4 protein-coding genes are annotated in these 2,927 nt (G+C 63.9%); all 4 read right to left on the reverse strand.

Annotated elements, in window-relative coordinates; translation table 11 throughout:
- Nucleotides 1-641: enoyl-CoA hydratase-related protein (locus tag IV091_RS16560; RefSeq protein WP_293470357.1), on the reverse strand; the 641-nt coding region annotated here is incomplete at its 3' end.
- A 79-nt stretch (nt 642-720) separates the two neighbouring features.
- Nucleotides 721-1,380 carry a plastocyanin gene (locus tag IV091_RS16565; protein WP_293470358.1) on the reverse strand — a complete coding sequence of 220 codons (660 nt, stop codon included), beginning with the start codon at nt 1,378-1,380 and terminating at the stop codon, nt 721-723.
- A 38-nt stretch (nt 1,381-1,418) separates the two neighbouring features.
- Entirely contained in the window at nt 1,419-1,859 is a 441-nt protein-coding gene (locus tag IV091_RS16570) for a group 1 truncated hemoglobin (RefSeq protein WP_293470359.1), read from the reverse strand.
- Nucleotides 1,860-1,891: 32 nt separating this feature from the next.
- Nucleotides 1,892-2,812, reverse strand: coding sequence for a DUF3034 family protein (locus IV091_RS16575; RefSeq protein ID WP_293470360.1), 921 nt, complete (start codon nt 2,810-2,812; stop codon nt 1,892-1,894).
- Nucleotides 2,813-2,927: the final 115 nt, after the last annotated feature.

The raw sequence follows: 2,927 nt of genomic DNA on the forward strand, positions 1-2,927 counted from the left end.
TTGGCGGCAATCTCTTTGGCGCATTGCAGCGCACCAGCCAGCATCGCCTCGGGCGAGTCAAACACCTCGTTGACCAGGCCGCACGCCAGCGCCCGGGTCGCGCCCAGCTTGCGGCCGGTGTAGGCCAGCTCTTTCACCAGCGCCAGCGGGATCAGCTTGGGCAGGCGCTGCAGCGTGCCCACGTCGGCCACCATGCCGATGTTGATTTCCTGGATGCAAAAAAACGTCTCGGGGCTGGCATAGCGGATGCAGCAGGCGCTCACCATGTCGACCGCGCCGCCAATGCAGGCGCCCTGGATCGCCGCAATCACCGGAATGCGCAGCGTCTCCAGTTGGGTGAAGGTGGCCTGCATGCCGGCCAGCAGGTCAAAGATGGCCGCGCGGCCTTCGGGGCTCTGGTCGTCCATGGCGATATCGCCGCCAAAGGTTTCCAGCGCCATGCCCGCGCTGAAGTGCTTGCCGGTGCTGGAGATCACCAGCACGCGCGCTTCACCAGTCTTGTGGATGTGCGCCAGCGCCTGGCCCAGCTCGCGCCAGAAGGTCGGGTGCATGGTGTTCATCGCCTCGGGGCGATTGAGCACCAGGTGGGCTACATGATCGGTGGTGGTGAGGCTAAAGCAGGTCAGGGGTGGGTGGTTCATGCCCGCACTGTAAGCCCGGCGGGCCGCGCCCGGCAGTCGCCCTTGGGACGCCACAGGCGAGATGTTTTGCAGGCCCTTTTTAAAGTCTGCGCCGCCGCGGCACCACCGACAGCTGCACGACGCTCTTGGACAGCGTCGCGCCCACGGTGGCTTGCTGCGGCGCCAGGTCCAGCAACTGGTCCGCCTGCCAGACCCTGATCTGTGCCGCACCGTCTGGCAGGTCTTCAAAAATAGCCAGGCCCTCCGCGCTGGTTTTGCTGGCCCACGGTGACTCGCTGGCATAGACATAGCCGCGCATGGAGCCGTGAATGAAGCAGCCCATCAGCGTGGCGCCCATGACGCCGGCCTTGTCGAGCCTGATGTCGGTGGGTTTGGCGGGTTTGCCTTCGGATTTTCCTTCCAGGCGCAGTTCAAACCCGGCGTTGCTGGCGTTGAACTGGCCCATGCCCGCGGGCGAGCTGCGGACATGGTGGTCCCATGCATCGTTGTTGATAAAGCGCACCTTGGCGCCCACCGGCACCAGCGTTACGGCGGGCAGGAACTGCATCTTTTCCTGGGTGATGCTGGCTTCAGGCGGCAACGCAATTTTGGGCAGCACGGTTTTGTTGGCGGGGATGACCACCACCACCGCATCGGCCACCGGCTTGCCTTCCTTGTCGATCACGGAGACCGTGAGGTTCCCGGCTGAGGCCCAGCTGGCCAGGGTGCAAAGTAAGAGGGTGAGCAGTGTTTTTTTCATGGCGGTCTGGTGGTGTGGTGCGCTGTCGCGTGCAGCGTTCACTTGGGCGTGATGATGTCGCGGTGCATCGGTGCCAGCAGGGCCAGCATCTGGTTTTGCGTGGCAAACGCAATGCCTTTGGCTTCCATGCTGAGCTGCAGCACCTCGACCAGCGCATGAAAGTCTGACTTTTTGATGTCCAACTCGGCGTGCGAGGTTTTCATGTCAGCGCCTTTGTAAACGCAGGGGCCGCCGCCCAGCGCGCACAGCTGGTCCACCAGCTGCGCCTTGATGTGCTGCTGGTTGGCGGGCTTGAAGTGCGGGCCAGTGCGCGGATCGGCCAGCAGCCGCGTCATGAAGTCGTCCATCAGCAGCACCAGACCGGCTTTTTCGCCGAGGGCTTTATAGAGCTGGTCGCCGGGGGCGGATTGCGCCAGCGCGGCGCTGGTCATCAGAAGGCCGGCTGCGGCCAAGGTAAAAGAGAGCAGGGATTTTTTCATGTTCGTTCCTTGATGGGTGTGGTTGGCGGGATTTAAAAGGCGATCTGGGCCGACAGGTAGTAGCCGGTCTGCTTGCGGCTGGCCGTGGTGGCCGGAACGATCACGCCCAGGTCCACGTAGGCCAGCGTCAAAGAGAGGTTTTTGGTCGGCGCCCATGCAATGAAAATGTCTTTCCAGTCGCTGGCACGCAGCCCGTTGCCCAGGCCCGCCGCCTGGCCTGCGGTTTGCAGTTTGTTGCGCATGACGCGGTATTCGGCCCCCACCGCCACGTTTTTACTGACCAGGTAGGCCACCGAGAACTCGGGCTGCAAGCTGTACTTGCTCTCGTCCCCGCCCAGCGTGGCGCCATAGCCCAGCAAGCCGTTCTGGTTGGCCTTGGTGGCGCGCAGCGTGCCGTTCAGCAGCAGGCTCTGGCCCAGAAACAGCTTGGTGGCGCTGACATACACATCAGTGCCATGGCGCTTGGCGCCCAGCGCATTGAGCGTGCCGTCCAGCCCGGTCGAGCCCAGCGCCCGGTACTGCACGCCCACCGCCACTTGCGGCATCAAGGTGTCGCTGTCGAGCACGGCGTCGCCCAGCACGCGCACCTTGGCGCCCACCACGGTTTGCTTCAGGTGCAGGCCCGGCAGGCCCAGCGCCGTGCCGGTGGCGCGGGTGTTGAAGTCCTGCTGCGCTATCGACAGCTCGACGCGGTCATGAATCCCGAGCGCTGCGCCATGGACGTTCAGTCCGTAGTCCTTGGTGTTGACACGGGTGGCGTAGGCCGAGCCGCCGATTTCACCCTCGGTGGCGTTGCTGCCAATCACGGCCCATGGCGTCAGTCCCCCGCCGGCGGCGCCTTCAATGGTGCTGACACCGCCGGTCAGCAGCAGTTTTCCGGTGTCGGCCTGCGCACCGGCGCAAAACACCGCAGCGCAGGCGGCGATCAAAGGGGTTGCAAATTTCGGGGTCATAGCGGTCCTGGTGGGGTGGGAGGTTAGACACAGCCTGTAATGAGATGTGTACCAGCCATACGGTGCCGACCCGGCGCTGGATTCAAAAAATGAAGGTAATCCCCGTGAAGCGGAA

Source organism: Polaromonas sp., from assembly GCF_018780625.1.
GTDB lineage: Bacteria > Pseudomonadota > Gammaproteobacteria > Burkholderiales > Burkholderiaceae_C > Polaromonas.